The organism is Rhodococcus yananensis, from assembly GCF_020515525.1.
GTDB classification, from domain to species: Bacteria; Actinomycetota; Actinomycetes; order Mycobacteriales; family Mycobacteriaceae; genus Rhodococcus; species Rhodococcus yananensis.
This window is the reverse complement of record NZ_JAIYEP010000009.1, coordinates 78,282-95,333: the sequence shown is the minus strand read 5'-3', so window position 1 is coordinate 95,333 and position 17,052 is coordinate 78,282. Positions and strand designations below refer to the sequence as shown.

14 protein-coding genes are annotated in these 17,052 nt (G+C 64.4%); 3 read left to right on the top strand and 11 right to left on the bottom strand.

Going from position 1 to position 17,052, the window contains the following annotated elements; translation table 11 throughout:
- Window positions 1-701: 701 nt before the first annotated feature.
- Entirely contained in the window at window positions 702-1,940 is a 1,239-nt protein-coding gene (locus tag LDQ05_RS04055; protein WP_226435604.1) for an MFS transporter, read from the bottom strand.
- On the opposite strand from LDQ05_RS04055, the gene LDQ05_RS04050 reads away from it, so the two are divergent.
- Window positions 1,834-2,661, top strand: a complete 828-nt coding sequence (locus LDQ05_RS04050; RefSeq protein ID WP_308013153.1) for a CGNR zinc finger domain-containing protein — start codon at window positions 1,834-1,836, stop codon at window positions 2,659-2,661. The two genes, LDQ05_RS04055 and LDQ05_RS04050, sit on opposite strands and share 107 nt — an antisense overlap.
- 1,369 nt (window positions 2,662-4,030) lie before the next feature.
- Here the strand turns inward: LDQ05_RS04050 and LDQ05_RS04045 are convergent.
- The 9 genes from LDQ05_RS04045 to LDQ05_RS04005 form a co-directional block, all read right to left on the bottom strand.
- Window positions 4,031-4,957, bottom strand: coding sequence for a DUF6508 domain-containing protein (locus LDQ05_RS04045; RefSeq protein WP_226435602.1), 927 nt, complete (start codon window positions 4,955-4,957; stop codon window positions 4,031-4,033).
- A gap of 129 nt (window positions 4,958-5,086) precedes the next feature.
- Window positions 5,087-5,446: a hypothetical protein gene (locus tag LDQ05_RS04040; RefSeq protein ID WP_226435601.1), complete on the bottom strand. Its 360-nt coding sequence runs from the start codon at window positions 5,444-5,446 to the stop codon at window positions 5,087-5,089.
- A 534-nt stretch (window positions 5,447-5,980) separates the two neighbouring features.
- Window positions 5,981-7,417, bottom strand: coding sequence for a hypothetical protein (locus LDQ05_RS04035; RefSeq protein ID WP_226435600.1), 1,437 nt, complete (start codon window positions 7,415-7,417; stop codon window positions 5,981-5,983).
- A 326-nt stretch (window positions 7,418-7,743) separates the two neighbouring features.
- Window positions 7,744-9,414, bottom strand: a complete 1,671-nt coding sequence (locus tag LDQ05_RS04030; protein WP_226435599.1) for a SulP family inorganic anion transporter — start codon at window positions 9,412-9,414, stop codon at window positions 7,744-7,746.
- Between the two features lie 159 nt (window positions 9,415-9,573).
- Entirely contained in the window at window positions 9,574-10,146 is a 573-nt protein-coding gene (locus LDQ05_RS04025) for a DUF4203 domain-containing protein (protein ID WP_226435598.1), read from the bottom strand.
- Between the two features lie 156 nt (window positions 10,147-10,302).
- Entirely contained in the window at window positions 10,303-10,506 is a 204-nt protein-coding gene (locus tag LDQ05_RS04020) for a hypothetical protein (protein WP_226435597.1), read from the bottom strand.
- 342 nt (window positions 10,507-10,848) lie between these two features.
- A complete protein-coding gene (locus tag LDQ05_RS04015) occupies window positions 10,849-12,522 on the bottom strand; it encodes a SulP family inorganic anion transporter (protein WP_226435596.1) in 1,674 nt (557 codons plus the stop codon).
- Window positions 12,523-12,577: 55 nt separating this feature from the next.
- Window positions 12,578-13,237: a GAP family protein gene (locus LDQ05_RS04010; protein WP_226435595.1), complete on the bottom strand. Its 660-nt coding sequence runs from the start codon at window positions 13,235-13,237 to the stop codon at window positions 12,578-12,580.
- A 9-nt stretch (window positions 13,238-13,246) separates the two neighbouring features.
- Window positions 13,247-14,443 carry an AI-2E family transporter gene (locus LDQ05_RS04005; RefSeq protein ID WP_372461030.1) on the bottom strand — a complete coding sequence of 399 codons (1,197 nt, stop codon included), beginning with the start codon at window positions 14,441-14,443 and terminating at the stop codon, window positions 13,247-13,249.
- A gap of 297 nt (window positions 14,444-14,740) precedes the next feature.
- On the opposite strand from LDQ05_RS04005, the gene LDQ05_RS04000 reads away from it, so the two are divergent.
- Together LDQ05_RS04000 and LDQ05_RS03995 are read left to right on the top strand one after the other, a co-directional pair.
- Window positions 14,741-15,517 carry a hypothetical protein gene (locus LDQ05_RS04000; protein WP_226435594.1) on the top strand — a complete coding sequence of 259 codons (777 nt, stop codon included), beginning with the start codon at window positions 14,741-14,743 and terminating at the stop codon, window positions 15,515-15,517.
- On the top strand, window positions 15,518-16,498 hold the full coding sequence (locus tag LDQ05_RS03995) for a TIGR00341 family protein (protein ID WP_226435593.1): 981 nt from the start codon (window positions 15,518-15,520) through the stop codon (window positions 16,496-16,498).
- Between the two features lie 12 nt (window positions 16,499-16,510).
- Here the strand turns inward: LDQ05_RS03995 and LDQ05_RS03990 are convergent, their stop codons facing one another.
- On the bottom strand, window positions 16,511-16,966 hold the full coding sequence (locus LDQ05_RS03990; RefSeq protein WP_226435592.1) for a DUF6069 family protein: 456 nt from the start codon (window positions 16,964-16,966) through the stop codon (window positions 16,511-16,513).
- Window positions 16,967-17,052 lie beyond the last annotated feature (86 nt).

Here is a 17,052-nt window from a genome sequence, read left to right as displayed (position 1 = left end):
CACTCGGACTGCACCCGGCCACCAACAGCGCCGACAGCCCGACCACCGCGTACCCCCACCCAGCCATGCGATCCCCCCGAGTCGATCATGAACGGGCGCGACCATAGCACACTGATCGAGGCCACACAGCCGAGCTGCCCGACCGCCCAGTCCGGACGGCGGCGCGCACGTGACACGTCCGCCGGGGAGCGCACCGTGCGGGGGAAGTGCCGTCAGACAGTCGAACACCATGGTCGATGGACGATCCCCGGGCACCGTGTCACAAGGGGAGCAGACGACTACAAGGGTCGGGAGGATCCATGACAAGTTCCGCGTTGACATGCTTCAAGAAGCTCTCCACATGAGACACGCTCTCAGTAGCACGGCACCGCTGGGATGGATTTGTTCGGGCCAAGTCCATGGGTACGGTTGGGTCGAGTGCCGACAACTCGCTGGCGGAGCGCGTCAATGCCACGCTCAAGTGGGAGCTCCTCGAGGGCCGTCGGGCGCTCCCCGACAAGGCCACCGCCCACCGGGCCGTGTTCCGGTGGGCGAACCGACCACGACCCCACTCAATCGGATCCGGCTCGTACACCATCCTCATGGACGTAACCCGATACGGCCTTCAGCACGATCTCGTGCGCGCCGTGGCGCCGTGGAAGCGGCGCACCCGGTCTGGGATAGCTGGACTCCGGATCGGGGCTTCCCCCCGAGGCCGGAACTCAACTCGGCTGCATGGCAGGTTGCTGTGCGAGTACTCGCCGTTCGCGAATCAACCAGGTCAGAACGGTCGAGACCAGGAGCACCGCAGCACCACTGGCAAAGGATGCACTGTAGTCACCGGTGGCGTCATGGAGCACCCCACCGATCAGGACACCGAGCGCCGCACACACCTGGTGGATCAGCCAGGTCGAGCCGAGGATCCCCCCCATCGCGGTTCCGCCGAAGCGATCGGCGATCAGTCCTGTGGTCAGCGGGATCACCGGGAACGAGGACAGTCCGAAGAGGACGACGCCAAGCGTGAGAATCTGCCCGCTTCCTGCAAGTGTCAGCAAGACGAAACCGACGATGCGCACAACGTGCAATACCAGGAGAGGTCGTCGCTTGCCCCACCTCTTGGCAGCCCATTGTCCGGTAGTCCACATCGATGCCGCGCTGCACACCGCAACGAGCGCCATCAACCATCCCCCGGCAGACGCCCCAAACCCCAATTCCACTGCGAGCTTGGGCATGTGGGTGGTGAACATGTAGAGCGAATAACCACATCCTGCGAAGCTGAGGCTGATCAGCCAGAACTGACGATCCTTCAGCGCTTGGCTGAGGCCGGTTGCCGCGACGGCTTGGACGGATGGCTGCTCCGCTTCCAAACCGACGTCCGCGGGGGTGTTCCGCGCACCGAACCAGATGACCGGAACGACGACTGCCAGCATCACACACCCGAGGAGCGCGAACGCCGTCTGCCATCCGAAGACCGAGATCAGCACGCCCGCGAGCGGCAAGAGTAGTAATTGGCCTGCGTTGATTCCCATCGAACTGATCGCGAGCGCCTGGGGTCGCCCACGCACGTGCCATCGCGCGACGAGGACCGAGGCCGGCATCGAACTGCAACCGGCGAAACCGATTGCGACGATGATCCCGAAGAGCACAACGAACTGCCAGAAGTCGGTGATGGTGGCAAGAAGTACGTATGCCAGTCCCATCAGTGCGGCGCTGACAGTCATCACCGCTCGCGGGCCGGATCGGTCGATGAGTCGGCCCATGACGGGCTGGGCGAGCCCCCACATGAGTGTGCTCACCGCGACGGTGCCGCTCGTGGCGGCGAGAGACCAGCCGAAGTGTCCCATCAGCGGCTGAATGAACTGCCCGATCGCCAAATTCAGCCCGAAGGCACCGGTCAACGATACGAACGCCACGGTGGTGATGCGAGTGCCCCAGCCACTGTTCAATGCGAGTCTGCCCATGAATCCCCCTCATCTAATGGATCGATTCGAAATCACCGTTAGTTCAGCTATAGCAGCACGACATCTAACGGAAGTCAACTTGGGTACCATTAGGTATATGGGTCAGCAGTCTGCGTCTCCGCCAACCGTGCCACTGAACGGCGAACCCCTCGCCGTGGAGTTGGTGAACACCACCTACATCGATGGCGGCCTCCGCGGGCACCGCGTCGATGCGTTGACGACTACGGATCAACTCACTGCGTGGGTGGCCGATCACGCAGACCAGTTCGGCAGCGAACTCTCGGCCGCGCTCATGGGTCAGGCCTGCACGCCCCGCACACACAAGCAGTTCCTCTCACTGCGCAGCGCACTTCGCAGTTGTTTGCAATCCGTCGTCGACGACTCGGCACCCAGCAGCGAACCCCTGGCGATCATCAACGAATTCAGTTGCTACAGCGCTTCCCGACTCGAGCTCTCTCCCGCGGATCCCGTTACGGTGAGGACTCGCTGGGATGTGGCGGATCCGTGGTTGGTCGCACTCGGCATAGTGGCATCCGACGTGTGCAAGCTTCTGCTGCCGGACCGAATCGACCAGGTTCGGGCATGCCCCGCACCGGGGTGCATTCTCTTCTTCGTCAAGTCTCATCCCCGGAGGGAATGGTGTTCACCGGTGTGCGGGAACCGTGCCAGAGTGGCACGGCACGCTCGTTCCGACAGAGGTCGAACGGTCAGTGATCGATGACCCCTCGCCGTTGGAACCCAGCTGCGGCGCTCTCGGATGCGGGGAATGCCCCGCAGAAATCTGAGAGGAACTCGTCAGACGCGGCAGCCTCGACGTCGAGGCGATCGCAGCAACGAATCATCGAATCGGTAACGAACACGCTGGGGCAAGGGCCTCCGACTCTCACCTCAACGCGCCTTCCCGCACACGGTCCACGAAACAAACACCCAGGTCGCAGCCAAAACCGGCTACCTGGCTGAAGATATCCTTGGTTGTGGGACGGTCGGTCGTCGGCGCAATCCGACCAAGAATCAGTGCACTGCGGCGCTGGTCACGGAAGAAGTGATCACCAGCCAGGCTACCCAAGGGAAATGGCCCCTTGGCGTGGCGACGGAGGCTGCATGTAAGGGTCGTCGCCACGTCCCCGCAAACTCTCGAAGCCGATCGGCTCATGCCCCGGGTCCGGCCAGCACAGCGCCATCACCTGCACGCGTCGGCTCTCGTAAGGGACATGACCGCGGTCGATGCCCGACCAGAACATCCCCTGCATAGTGCCGCCGCGCTGGCCACCCTGCTGTTCACCGGCACCACCTTCGACGAACTCTGATCGCTCCCCGGCTCGCGCTGACCGGGGACACCGTGATCACCGTCGGCGCATCCGCTGCTGCACGCCCTACCGAACTGTGCCTTTGGGTGATCCCGCCACCGGCCCGGCCGCTGCTGCACGCCGCCGCAGTCTTCCAACGAACACACCACCAACCCCACTGGCGCACTGTTCACGAGGCGGTCGGGAGGACCGGCAGGCTGCGCCGCACCGCAGCCACATGAGGGTTGACGATCCCCGGCCCTGCACCGGTGGCGCGATGGCCGGCTCCGCCGGACCGGCATCCTCAACCTCGCCCTGGACGCTGCTCGACTCCGTGGCCGGGGACCATTGACGCAAAGCCCCAGTTCGACACGGATTCAGGATCATGCTCGGTGCGGACTTCACCGACAGCAAGCGGGAAGACCCACTGACACCCTGGGGCGAATCCCCGTTCGCCGCGATGCCACCCCGGTGGGAAGTTGCCGGTACCGAATGGCCCTGTCGCGACTGTCGTGATGCCACCAGAAAAGGAGCGTGATGCCGCGGATACGCGCAGGTGGGGTGGTCTCATGCCGTACACTGATGCCGCGCGTTCTGCACGTGCCGTCGCGTGTTCCCAGCCATCCCTCGAGCCGGATGACGCGGGGTGCGGCAGCGATCATGAAACCCCATTTTTTCGGACATTTCGGATATTTTTCCGTACTGGGGGTTTGTCACTCCCGGTTTCTGCGGGGTCGGTGCCGATAATTTGCGCTTACGCACCGACTCCCCCGAATCCCGAGGTGAGCGCATTGTCGATGGTGGTCAGTTGGAGTGGCCGGCGAGTTCGAAAGCGCGCCGCAGATACGCCCTGCCCACCGAGTCGGGATTCTCGAAGCAGCTGACGAATCCGCCCGTGATCCAGTGGTCGTTGCGGGCGATGAGAGTCAGTGCACGTACACAGTCCTCGGGTGTGGCGGTGGAGGCGTCCCCGATCTCCCATTCGACAGGCGCGAAGTGCAGGATCAGCCCTGCGCGCCGGAGAAGCCAACGCAGGTCGGCGATGACGGGACTGTCCACGGAGTGCGGCCACTCCATGACTCCCGGGCTTTCCTCGCGGCTGACGATCTCGTGCAGCGGCCCGTCGTGGGTTTCGATGCGGTTCAGCAGCACGCTCAGCTGGTGCCAGTCCGCGGGGGTGACCTGGTCGAATGCGGCGCGGAACGCCGCGTCGTCGTCCTCGTCCACGAACTGCCAGTCGTTCTCGACTCGAGTACTGGGGACGACGGTGACGTGCTTGCCGAAAGGAACACCGACGGTGGCGTTTCCATTGGAGTGGACCGTGAGGGTGTAGCCCCGCAGATCGGTGCGGTGGTCGTGGTCGTCCTCGGTGGGGTCGAGGGTGGCGGTCCCGGCGATCAGGGTATAGGTGTCGAGGTACTGGACCGGCCGTGCCATGCCTGCCGTCCACGGCGTTCCCGGGTTCGGGGTGCCGATCAGGTGCTTCCACTGTTGGGAGAGGCGGCCGGTGAACGCGACCCGTCCCGCGTCGGGGCCTTCGGTCAGTCGCTGCCATCCGGTGATGTCGAAGGCTGTGACGACCTCGTTCTTGTAGATGCCCAGGATGGAGTCGGCGTAGGTATCGAGGCTGTGGTCGCTGATCTGGGCCCAGTTGCCGAGGGTGATGTCGGCGGCGTCGGCCTGACCGTCGGTGACGGCGGGCCAGGAGGATGCGAGGTTGACGAGGATCATGAGACCTCCAGAGATGAGAGGGTGTGTGAATCCGGTGGGTTCCCGGACCGCCCACACTCCGAGTGCGGTGTGGGCGGTCCGGGGTTCGGATCGCTGCGAAGGCAGGCTGCGTGCTGGTGGGAGTGGAGATCACTCCGCGACGAGTGCTCGAATCTGGCTCAGAAGTCCGGCTGCCTCGCCGTCCACGGCCTCGCGGAGCGTGTTGTCTTCGTCCGTGCCGGGGTTGTGCGCGGCTTCGATGACCTTCCCCAGTGCCGATGTCGCGTCGTAGACCCGTACTCGCGCATGTTGCGACGTGGGCAGGTCCTCGGGGCGGAAAGGCACGTGGCCGAGTCCTCGTCGGCGGAGGGATTCGCTGATCTCGCCGTTGATTCTTTCAGTGAGTCGTCCGGCGCCCTGCGCCTCTCGAAGCTGCCAGGCCTGCACGGTGATGACGCCGCCGTTGTCGGCGACTTCTTGCTGGAGGTCGTCAAACGTCTTGCTGGTCATGCGGGCGCAACCTTTCCTCGCGGGGACCGCAATCCCCACTTACTTGAGCAGTATGGTTAGACCATATCCAAGACTACACGTTCGTGTCAATAAAACCTATAATGAAAAATGTCAGGAGACTTTTTTCTTTGACCCCGAGGCTGGGATGGCAGGTCCGAGCGGGCGGGGTCGGATCGCGTGCACTGCCCGAAGCTCGGCAGCCGGTGGACCATTCCATAAACGAACGTTTTTGAAACGCGATCGGACGCGTGCACCGCCAATCGATCGACTTCTGAAACTGACAGACACGATCGAGTGCCGGACCGTTTCGGGGTGTGCTGTTTGGGGATCGGTCCGCGCGTTCCGAGCCGGCGGAACGGGCCGGTTCGGAACGCGAGGGGCCGATGCTGCATGGCAAGTTAGCGATAGGTGGCCGCATTCCGATGGATGGAGCGGTGTGGGCTACCAGCTCGCATCGGGCGTCTCGCTACCACGCGCAGGTACGGGTCCCAGTCTCGTTCCGCCGCGAGGGTGTAACGCACTCCTATCGAGGACTCACGGCATGGAGGCGACATCGAGGACCATCCCCGACTGCTCGGGACGATTCGTGTAGCCGAGTTCGGTGAGATGCTCGTTCGCGACAGTCGCCGTGATGGTCTCCGCCCCGAGGTCCGCGAGCATGTGCGTGATGCGATGGGCGAGTTGAGCAGCCACTGTCTCCGGGGTGCCGGGCACGGTTTCGAGCACGTCCACGTGGGCGGTGGCCTGGCCCGACCAGCGCGCCGCGGCATGCCCGACATACGGGCGCCCGACCGCGTTGTTCACCTTGGCCTGGATCCACACCGCGAGTACACCCGTGTTCTTCCATTCGAGCGGCCGGTCGATGTCGAGGCCCTCGCGAGCAAGCCACACCCCGCAGCGTTCGTGCAGCGCGACCTCGCTGACCCAATATTCTGGGTGGACCGGGGTAGAAGGCGGAGCCGAGATGTGGATGGTGTCGCCGTCGCGGCGTCGGGTACCGCGCACCAGCAGACCTGTACACAGTTCCTCTTGCCATCCTGAGATCATGGTGCCGGCGACGGCGGCGGGGGTGTGCCAGGGCGGACCGGCAAGCTCGTCGCCTGTCTGGGGTGGATGCATGGTCACAACGAAGGTGTTCGGATTGCGGGCCCACTTGAAGTACACCACCACGTGGTCGAGTTCGACGTGTAGTCGGACCGGGCGGAACTGCGTGGCGATCCTGCCGCGGACCCGGATACCGTTGCGCAGTGCGCGCACCGTCTCGGCCGCGGTGTCGGTGAGCCGGTCGAGGGGCACACCGGTGACCTCCAGGCGCCAGCCGCCGTCGGGTTCGGTGTCGGGATGGCGGATTCCTGCGGTCGGGGCGTACGGGCCGACCCGGGCGATGTGTTCTTGCAGTGCCCTCGATTCGGGATCCGGATCGAGTTTGCGGGCGTCGATGACTTTGAGCCACACCCGGTTCCAGGCGGTGTTGTCCGGGGCCAGCACCGGTGTGCCGTCCGAGGCGACGAACACCACGAACAGTGGCTGGGTGTAGATCAGGTTGGTGCGCATGCGCCGGTCCACATCGGTCCGGCGGATCATTTGGTACGCATAATCCGACCACTGTCGGCCGAGCACCGCACGCGCCCACGCTTCCGGTTCGACGGCCGGGTACTCGTGGACCAGATCGGAGCCCGCTGCCCGACGGTCGGGATACTTATCGGGATAGCCCTGCACATGGATCCGCACACACACCGGCCTCATCTCCGCAGGGAATGATCCCAGCTCGTCGGCGTCCTGATAGCTGTAGCTCACCTGGATCCGCAGGTGTGGCGTCGTCAACGACGGACCCTCGACAGGATGAGTGTCGAGCAGCACCGACTGGTGATATGGGGGCTCTCCGGTGGCGGCGAGGCCGCGGAGCAGATCACGGTAGACCGCGATGGGTTCTGCGAACCGCGTGGTGAGCAGTTCGATCATGTCGGTCATGGCGGCACGGTCGGGGGCGCCACCGGACTCAGCAGGCGGAGTCATTCTTTCGACGAAGTGTCAGCATGGCGCCAACGATATCCCATCGTGCGACACACCCCTGGACTCGAACGAGTGGATGTGTCCGCGCTCGGGGACACGCGGGCTTCTCCATCTCTTCCCTAGAGGACATCCCCTGCGATTTTGTTCGTCGACACGAATCAAGCGTGGAGACGAGTCTGGTCTGTGCTGCTCAACCATCGGTCACCCATACCGTGTGGCCGATCAACTCTGGTCGGAGTCTGGTCGTCACCGTGCTGGGTTGAGTTCGACTGACACGCTGGCACTCATCCGTCGTTCCTTCCCGTGCCTTGCTCGTGGAGCCACACCCGTGCCTCGGCATACGCTTCCAGGGTGGACTCGCCGATCGTCGAAGTCGCAGTGTGAAACTCGATCCGCACACCGTGTGCAGCGAGAAGTTCGTCCGTCCACAAATCCCGTATCCGCGGGTCGATTCCACTCAAATGAAGCTGTCCTCCCACATCATCGAGGCGACGTGCGTAGTCGGCAACGACAGTGAAGAACGTGGCGCTGACCGTGGTTCTACCGCGTAGTCGGAGAATCACCACCGGTGAGACCGCTGCGCTGGGATCTGGAAGTTGCACCTGGAGCGTGCGCGCGCCCGCGTAGAACAGGCTGCCGTACACGTCCAGCACCACGACATCTCGGTCCGCCAGCTGCCCAGGCGCGTCGAGTTCGACGAGCCTGTTCCCGTCCACCTTCAATTGGACCACCCGCAGGTCCATGGCTTCCTGGTTGAGTTGCAGTACCAGTGACAGTGCGACACCGATTCCCACAGCGGTAGTCACCGGGAGCAGCAGTGTCGCAGCCAAGGTCGTGACAAAGACCACCCGTGAGGTATAGCCACTGCTCCAGATCGCTGCTGCCCTCGACGGTGCGAGCGAACCGGCAGCCGCGGCGATCAGCACAGCGGCCAGTGTCGGCATCGGCACCTTCGCAACCAGCCCCGCGAACGCTACGAGCAGGACAAGTAACCACACTCCCGACCAGATCGAAGCCCAACTGGTCCTGGCACCCGCGCTGCGGTTGAGAGCCGTCTGCCCCACCGAGCCGCCGACAGGCATGCCGTGGACCAGGGAAGCGGCGATGTTGCCGACGCCCTGAGCGGCGAAATCACGGTTCGCGTCGGACCGCGGGCCGTCCGGGTTCGGTGCTGCCTCGGCAACCCCGGCGCCTTGCACCAGCACGATGATCGCGACAGCGAACGCCCCGCCGATCAGTGAGGGACTCAGCACGGTGAGGTCGGGAGGGCCCGGCACCGGCATCCCGGGCGGGATCGTACCCACCTCGGCGACGCGGCTGACCGAACCCCAGCCGAAGATCACCACTATCGCCGTCGGCAGAACCAGGGCCGCCAGCGAGGCATACAGTCGCAGACGCGACCGGGCCAAGCCCTCTGCCAGGAGAAGAGCGACGGTCCCGACCAGGAAGGACCGCCAATCGATTTCCCCGGGATGGGTGAGCACGTACACCGTTTTCGCTACCGCGGTCTGTCCCGCGGCGTCGACCCCGACCAGCGTGGGGATCTGGCCGAGCACGATGTTCGCTGCCACACCGATCAGAAAACCGGTCATCACCGAATGCGAAACGAACCGCGTGTAGCGGCCGAGCCGCAGCAGTGCCGCCATCGCCATGACCGCACCTGTAATCAATGTCAGCAGTACCAGCGCCGCGGTGCGGTCCTCGGCGGCGACATCGGCCAGCGCCGATCCCGCCGCCAACGCGGACGCACTGGTCGTGGTGATCACCATCAGCCGGGTGCTGGTGGACAGCCCACCGACTACCCGTCCTGCCATGCTCGCGTACAGCCCGTGGACGGGACTGACCCCGGCAAGTACGCCCGCAGCCATGCCGTCCGGCACGCTCCCGATCGCCCCGGGAAGACCCGCGACTACATCCGCTCGGGTCATGCGCTCGCTGGGAAGCAGGGCACGCATGCAGTGAAGCCGGTTCCTCATCTCATACTGCTGTCCATGCGAGGGGCTCGGCCCGTTGGTGGGGTCGGTGCGGCGGCGCACACCGCGCTCCGGAGAGGGTTCTCGTCATCATCGACGTCACCGCCAGGAATCAGGCCGAGTTCGTCCGGGGCGAGGTGTTCACGCGGGACGAACTTTGATGTCGAGTTTGTCCGCGAAAAGGCGGCGTTGGATCAGCCAGCCCGCCGTACCGAGCGCAATCCATGCTGCCGTTGACACGATCTGCTGCCATCCCGGATTCGGGTCGTGGAGGAAGCCGAGTGGGTCGGCCGTTCGACCGAGGCCGTTGAGTATCATGCTCGCACCCCCGATCGATGTGAGCCACAGCAACGCTCGTGCGCGGTACTTGTCGGCGATGAACGCGGCCGCGACCGCCACCGCGACGATGATGATGGCGCTCACTGCCCAGTCGTTGTCGCCGGCTTGCAGGATGTCGGCGGCGCGGGCGCCGGCCATCGCGCCTGTGAGACCACCGATGAAGTAAGCGGAGAACTTGAAGATCAACGTGGTAACGACCCACGCGGTGACCGCTCCGACGAGTGCGAACAACAGCAGTACCGACGCCGAGGCGTTGAAGAGATCAGCGATCAACCAGCCGAGTCCGAACCCTGCTGCGAGCACGGCCAGGTGCAACGAACGAATCCCGTAGAAGCAGAGCAATGCACCCACGAGCAGCACAACGATCCCGCTCACGTGACCTCCTCGATCGGGAGACTGATTGTCCTCGTAGGAACCGATGTCGGAGACGCGATGTACCGCGGCCGGACGCCACCGGTTCTGTTTCCGGTGGGTGCGGATCCGTCCGGGCCGTTTGTACAGGACGGCGTGTCCCACTACGGACTGTCCCGGTCATGGTGTGACGATCGCGAAGGCCGGATCGGAAGCGTCCAGATATCCGACCAGGTCGGCGTTCGTGACCGCCCTCGGGTCGAGCGCCGCGATAAACCCGCGCGTGGCGTCGTCGACGTCCTGGTGATCGGCACAGGGGAGTGTGAGCTCGGGCTCTGCTCTGCTGCCGACCACGCTGGTTACGCCCTCACTGGGGTTGGACATCGAACCCCTTCCTCGCGAGTTCACCGCCTATGGTCGGGTTGTCGACCGCCCGGCGATCGTGCAGTCGAGACGGCACAGGCGATTGTCGGCATCGTCACCTCGGTGTCTCGGGCGAGCATCTCATCGGCGGAACGCTCAGACATCACCCGTGTTGGATGAAAATCTGTCCGTGGACAAGCCTGCATCCGGCGGAGTTCACGCGGTGCCGACACCGATCGGTGTCGACGCCGCGGTTTCGGTCGAGAAGCGAAGAGGGTCGTGAGAGCGCCTCCATCGAGGCGCTGCTTCTGCACGATCACCTCGCCGCACCCGGAATCGGTCGAGGACGCTGGTGAAGGTGGATTAGGTTTCTTCTACGTCGTCGAGTGCGTGGTTCACTGTCGGATACACCGGAAGCTGTCGGTCCGATCCGGTTCGGTTCAGCACGTCACGGACTTGTCCGATGTCGTGGGCGATGCGTAGTTCGATTCCGCGACGGTCCAGTCCGTCGGCGAGTTGGGAGAGCATCTGTGCGGCGGTCACATCGATGAAAGGGGAGGTCTGCGCGTCGAGCACCACCATCCGGACATCGTGGTCGGTCATCTTCTCGATAGTGCTTTTGGCGTAGTCGGCGTCCGCGAAGAACAGTCCTCCTTCGACACGGACGACGAGCACGTCCTTGCGGCCCGGGAGGTTCGGATGCCGGGCGGTGTCCACCCACAGTCCCTCATGCCGGGTCAGTCGTGCCACGTTCGGACGCGAGGCGCGATACAACAACAGCAGAACCGACACGACCACTCCGATGATCAAGCCCGGCAGTGTGTCGAAGACCAGTACCCCGACCAGTGCGGCGAGCGCGGCAGCGAAGTCGGCTCGTGCGGCCCGCCCGTAGATGCGTCCCAGTCGTTCGGTCCAGATCTGGTACAGCCGCCGCAATCCGGCGAAGTCGATGAGTTCGACGACTGCGGCGATCACTACGGCGGCGAGCGTCGCCTCCGGCAGTTTTTCGAACAGTCCGGTCAGGAACAGCAGGGTCACGATCGTCAGCACCGCCACGATGAGTCCGCTGAGCTGGGTTTTCGCTCCGGCACCGCCATTGACTGCGGTTTTCGACAGACTGCCGTTGACCACCATCCCGGAACAGAGGCCCGCGCCGAGATTGGCAGCACCGAGCCCCCCGAGTTCTCGGTTGGCGTTCACGTCGTAGCCGGCTTTGGCCGCGTAGGTCTTTGCGGCACCCAGCCCTTCAGCGAATCCGATGAACAGCACGCCCGCGGCCGGCCCCAGCAGATCGATGAAGTCACCGATGCCGACCTCGGGTACCCCGATCCGGGGCAGGCCCGCATTGATGTGTCCGACGATGCTCACCCCGCGCTCGTCCAATCCGAACACAGCGACGGCCACCACTCCTGCGAGCACTGCCAGCAACGATCCTGGTACGAGCGGGATCCAGTGTTTCACCGCCAGGACGAGAATCAGGCTTGCGACACCGATGACGAAGGTGAGCCACTGGATGTCGCCGAGCGCGCGCAGCAGCGTCCACAGTTGTTCGAAGAAGTTGCCGCTGCCCTTGTCGACGCCGAGCAGTGTCGGAAGCTGGCCGACGAGGATGGTCAGTGCCAATCCGACGATGAATCCTTTGAGCACAGGTTCGGAGATGAATGCGGCGACGAAGCCGAATTTGACGATTCCGGCGAGTAGCCCGAGCACACCCGCGACGAGCGCAAGCCCGGCGGACAATGCGATGTACCGTCCCGGATCGGCTCCCGCGAGTGGCGCGATGATCGCGGCCGACAGTGCGGCGGTGGCGGACATGGGACCGACCACCAGATGCCGTGAGCTTCCGACCGCCGCGTACAGGATCAGGGCGGGAATTGCGGCGTACAGGCCGGTCACCGGGGGAACCCCGGCGATGGAGGCGTACGCGAGGGCTTCGGGTACCAGAATCGCCCACACTGTCAGCCCGGCGAGGACGTCCGCGCGCAGCCAGCGCGTGCGATAACCATGTAGGGAAGGGAACAGGGGCAGAGTGGTCACGGCTGTGCTCCCCTCGCGTCGGTCTCGGTCCGTTTCGGTGTCCTCCTGGTCGGTCTCACAGTCCGCCGAGGCCTTTGCCGATGACGACCGACCCCATGATCAGCAGAATCAACGCCATCACCTGGTGGTTGTTCGCTTGGAGCCATGTCTTGACCGCGTCGAGGGAAGGTTGTATCCGTTCACGCGCGAGCGCGTAGCCCACGACGGGAACCAGAACGGTCGACGCGGCGAGGACGGTGAACACTATGACGGCACCCATAGGCCCAGCACCGTCGAGACCGGCTGTGCCGATGGTAATTCCGGCGGAGACGCACAGCAGCAGATTCTTCGGGTTCACACCGGAGAGCAGCATCCCGAGGCCGGTGGCCCGCAAGAAGGTGAATTCGTCGATCGCCTTCATCCAACCGGGCACCTCGGTGTCGGTGCGACGTCGCCATTGAGCGATCGCCAACACCACGAGCGCCGTGCCCAGCACGATTTTCGTCCACGACGCTGCCGGGGAACCGTTGTCGGCGCCGTTGCTGTCGATGGTTCCTGACGCGAGCACCACGAGTCCGGTTACCACGACGATGCCCATCACCCAGCCCACACCGAATCCGGTGCTGGTCGATCCCGCGTGTGTCGACAACAGCATCAGGATCGTCGCCACGATGGGGATCGGCGAGATTGCGACACCTACTGCCAGTGGCAGGAGATCGCCGATGACAGCTCCCATGTGTTTTCCTCACTTGTCCTCGTCGGCGGTGTCAGTGGTGTCGGCGGACCCGCCGGGGGCTCGGCGGTCGTCCTCGTCGACGGTGAACGGGTCGGTGGTGGCGGTGGCTTGGTTGCGCATGTCGCTGACGAGGACGTTGGCCCACCGTGTCGCGGGATCGATGTCCAGGAGCATCGATTTGGCCAGCAGGGTCAGTGGGATGGCCAGGATCGCCCCGAGCGGGCCGAGCACCCACGACCAGAACACCAGCGCCAGGAACGTCATCGTCACGGTGATGCCGACGGCGTCACCGACGAACTTCGGCTGGATGATCGATTGGATGACGAAGTTGATCACGCTGTAGAGAACGATCACCCACAGCATCAGCACCGGCCCGCCGTCGAGCAGCGCCAGCAATGCCGGTGGAATCAAACCGATGACGAAGCCGATGTTGGGGATGTAGTTGGTGATGAACGACAACACCGCCCATGCCAGCGGCAGCGGGACACCGAGCAACCACAGCACTCCACCGTCGAGCACCGCTACGATCAACCCGAAGATTGTCGACACCGTCAGATACCGGCGGGTGCCATCGGTGAACGTGGCCAGGGCGTACCGGATGTCGGGGCGCAGTTGTCCGATGATGACGAGTTTGCGGCCGATGTGCATTCCGTCGAATGCCATGAACAGCAACAACGCCAGGACGAAGACCAGATTCGATGTCGTCGACAGCACCCCTGCCAGTGCTGATTCGAGCAGCGTCACCGCGTGCCTGAGGTCGATCTCGCCCAGCAGGTTCGCGATTTGGAAGTCGTCGACACCGGCGCCGGACAGTGTGGAGCGGACACCGCCGAGGAGATCGTCGAAGCTGTCGGCGTACTGGGGCAACATCGACGCGAGTTGGGCGGCGGTGACGATCAGAGCGCAGACCAGTCCGAGCAGAAATGTGTAGACAGCGACGATGGCGGCCACCATCCCCGCCCAGGGCGGCAACCCTCTGCGTTCGACTCGGGCCTGGATGGGATGCATCGAGATGGTCAGCATCAACGCGAGAAAGACCGGTCCGATGATGCCGGCGAGAGCTTTGATTCCCACCACCGCGGCGACGGCGGCGGCTGCGGCGAGCAGGACGATCAGGCCCCTGGGGATCGACCAGGCGATTCGCGTGGGGGGTTCGGATACCGCCTGCGAGCGGGGCAGAGGCGAAGTTCCCTCGGTTGCGCTCACCGTGATACTCCCCTCGCCACCGGTCGTATCGACCCCGGTCCGCTGAGTCGAAACTAACCGGAACGGTTCGGGGGAGCGTCATCCGTGGAGGGTGAACATCGAATTGGAGGATCTCTCCCACCGCTTCTCGGGGAGAGAATTGTCGGTGCGGCGGATACTGCAACAGTCGGTGCGGACGGCGATGCCGGGACGCCGGTGGAGGGAGGCGCCATGGTGTCACCGATTCGTCCGCCGTTCCCGGGTGAACCCGCTGCGAGACGGCTCCTGCGCGTGCTGATCTCACATCCGGCGGGTCGGGTGATCGAACGGATCGCGGTGGGTCTGGCGCGGATCGAACTGGTCGATCGCTCCATGACATTGGCTGGGCAGATGTTCACCTCGGTACTGCCTGTTCTGATCGCGATGAGCGCACTGGTCGACGGTGCGGTGCTCGGCAGAATCCTGCAGGATCGATTCTCGATCGACGCGGCGATCGTGCAGGTCGAGGATCTGCAGATGACATCGCAGACCGCGGCTTTCGGGGTGTTCGGTGCACTCATGGTGGTTATCAGCGGTACGTCGTTCACCCGCGCTCTGGGGCGCATGTACGGACGAATATGGAATGTCCGAAGCTTGGAGCTTATGCAGGGATGGCGCTGGTTCGCCGTCCTGTTCACCGTGGCCGCATCGATTGTGGTCGTCGGGGCGATCCAGTCCTCGGGCATGGTGTTGCCGATTGTGATCGGTCAATGGTGTGTGTGGGCCTGTACCTGGACGTGGTGCCCTCGGCTGTTGACCGTGCGGGCGGTGCCCGCACCCGTCCTGTGGGCCACCGGTGCCGTGACTGCGACGTTGCTCAGCGTGGTGGACAGCGCCAGTCGGATCGTCATGCCCCGCGCAGTTGCCTCGTCCGCCGACCATTTCGGTGTGCTCGGCGTCGTCTTCGCAGGTGTCGGTTGGTTGTTTGCGGTCGCTGTCGTTCTGGTCGCCTCACCTGTCATCGCCGATGCAGTAATGCGTGTTCCTGCGGTTCCTGCCGGCAGCGACGCTGCGCTGGACCCGGCCGCATCCGACGACTCTTCCGGGAGGTCCTGAATGCTCGAAGCCCTTGTGCCTGGAACACAACGCCGCAGCCTCGCCGAACTCGACGAGCGTCTGGATCTGTCGGTCGGTGACCGCCAGGCCAAGCGATCCGCGTTCTGGACGATGCTCGCCCTCTCGGCGATCATTGCCGTAGCGGGCGTGGTCAGCGACTCGACCGCCACCGTGATCGGGGCGATGATCGTGGCTCCCTTGTCCACGCCGATCCTCGGGGTGGGTTTGGGTATCGCGGTCGGGCGGGGTCCGCTGATCACACGCAGCCTCGCCCGAATCGTCGCCGGTATCGTTCTGGTCGTCGTTCTCGGTGTGATCTTCGCTCAGATACTTCCCAATCCCGGTAATGTGCTGGCCAATTCACAGGTTCTCGGTCGAACGTCGCCGACGTTGATGGATCTGACCGCGGCGTTGGCCACGGGCCTGGTGGGAGCAATCGCGGTGACACGCCGCGATGTCGGGGACGTGTTGCCGGGTGTGGCCATCGCGATCTCACTGGTTCCTCCCCTTGCCGTGGTCGGCGTCTGTTTGGGCTCGGGAGCGCCGGCACTTGCCCTCGGTGCATTCGTTCTGTTCACATCCAACGTCGTCGCTCTGATCATCACCGCCACAGTGGTTCTCGTCATGGCAGGCTATTCCCGTGAAACGCAGGCAGTCGCGTCCCGGTGGCGGCGGGCGTATGCGGTGCTGGCGGTCGCGCTGGCCGTCGTCGCGGTGCCGATGGTCGTCAACTCTTTGGCCTCCTTGTGGGCCCGGCAGATCTCGGCCCAGGCACAGCAGTGGCTCGAGCAGACGCCCGGGGCGGAGGTCACGGACGTGCACTGGCACGGCACCACCGTGATCGTCTCGGTCCTGGGTCCGGCCGAGTTGCCTGCCCTGGACGAGCTCGACGTCGCGGTCGATGCGATCGTCCCGTGGGATCCGGACTTGCAGGTCGTTCACACCGTCGGCACACACATCGAACGGATCGAATCGAAGTGACACGCGAGCGGTTCACCGGGACGGCGGCACTGCCCGCCTGGCCGCCGACGCTACACCGGCCAGCAGAGAGTAGATCGCGATGCCGGTGATGAAATAAAGAAGGCCGCTGGCAATCTTCGAGGCAAGGGTCGCCTCGACGGTGAACGGCCACAAGGCCGCTGCGACCGTCGCCAGGATGCAGATCCAGCCGAAGAAGCTCAGCGCCCGAGGGGTCGTGAGAATCAACAGGTGGAGTAGTGCAGTAGCCAACACAGCCGAGACGACGCCGTACCCGATGACCGTGGTGAGCTGCGAACGCCCGAACTCGACCACCGAGGTGAGAACCGGGATGTCCAGCACATCACGCACGATCAGAAATCCGACCGCTGCGGTCAGCGACGCCACCAGGGCAGTGGCACCACCACCCGCCCACAGTCGTTTCGCATCGACCGTGTACCGACTCGACCGGCCGGGAATGTTCGCGGTCACCACAGTCTCCTGTCATTGATGCCCATGCACCACAGACGCGTCGGGTGCACACCGGTGTCCGCGCGCTATCTCGTCCATAGGGACTG

Coding starts and splice junctions, on each gene's coding strand:
- LDQ05_RS04050 (WP_308013153.1), top strand. CDS start 1,834: ATGAACTGCCCGATCGCCAAATTCAGCCCGAAGGCACCGGTCAACGAT.
- LDQ05_RS04055 (WP_226435604.1), bottom strand. CDS start 1,940: ATGGGCAGACTCGCATTGAACAGTGGCTGGGGCACTCGCATCACCACC.
- LDQ05_RS04045 (WP_226435602.1), bottom strand. CDS start 4,957: ATGATCCTCGTCAACCTCGCATCCTCCTGGCCCGCCGTCACCGACGGT.
- LDQ05_RS04040 (WP_226435601.1), bottom strand. CDS start 5,446: ATGACCAGCAAGACGTTTGACGACCTCCAGCAAGAAGTCGCCGACAAC.
- LDQ05_RS04035 (WP_226435600.1), bottom strand. CDS start 7,417: ATGACCGACATGATCGAACTGCTCACCACGCGGTTCGCAGAACCCATC.
- LDQ05_RS04030 (WP_226435599.1), bottom strand. CDS start 9,414: ATGCGTGCCCTGCTTCCCAGCGAGCGCATGACCCGAGCGGATGTAGTC.
- LDQ05_RS04020 (WP_226435597.1), bottom strand. CDS start 10,506: ATGTCCAACCCCAGTGAGGGCGTAACCAGCGTGGTCGGCAGCAGAGCA.
- LDQ05_RS04010 (WP_226435595.1), bottom strand. CDS start 13,237: ATGGGAGCTGTCATCGGCGATCTCCTGCCACTGGCAGTAGGTGTCGCA.
- LDQ05_RS03995 (WP_226435593.1), top strand. CDS start 15,518: ATGCTCGAAGCCCTTGTGCCTGGAACACAACGCCGCAGCCTCGCCGAA.